Below are 337 nucleotides of genomic sequence, written 5' to 3' on the forward strand. Positions count from 1 at the left end.
GTTGAAGCCCGTCCCGTGCACCACCATGATCTTCTCGGCCCGCAGCAGGTCGAGGACCATCTGCCGGTCGTCCTTGATCTTGTAGACGTTCGGGTCGAGGCGTGGGAACAGGTACAGCGCGCCCTTCGGCTTCACGCACGTCACGCCCGGGATCTGCGTCAGCAGCTCGTACGCCGTGTCCCGCTGCTCCAGTAGGCGCCCGCCCGGCAGTACGAGGTCCTCGATCGACTGCCGGCCCTGGAGGGCGGCGGCCACCGCGTGCTGCGCCGGCATGTTCGCGCAGAGGCGCATGTTCGCGAGGATCGTCAGGCCCTCGATGTACGAGGACGCGTGGTGC

At 68.0% G+C, this 337-nt stretch carries 1 protein-coding gene; it reads right to left on the minus strand.

What is annotated here, in order from left to right; translation table 11 throughout:
• Positions 1 to 337: aminotransferase class I/II-fold pyridoxal phosphate-dependent enzyme (locus OQ02_RS39585; protein WP_033443823.1), on the minus strand; the 337-nt coding region annotated here is incomplete at both ends.

The sequence above is a fragment of the Saccharothrix sp. NRRL B-16314 genome, assembly GCF_000716595.1.
Taxonomy (GTDB): domain Bacteria; phylum Actinomycetota; class Actinomycetes; order Mycobacteriales; family Pseudonocardiaceae; genus Actinosynnema.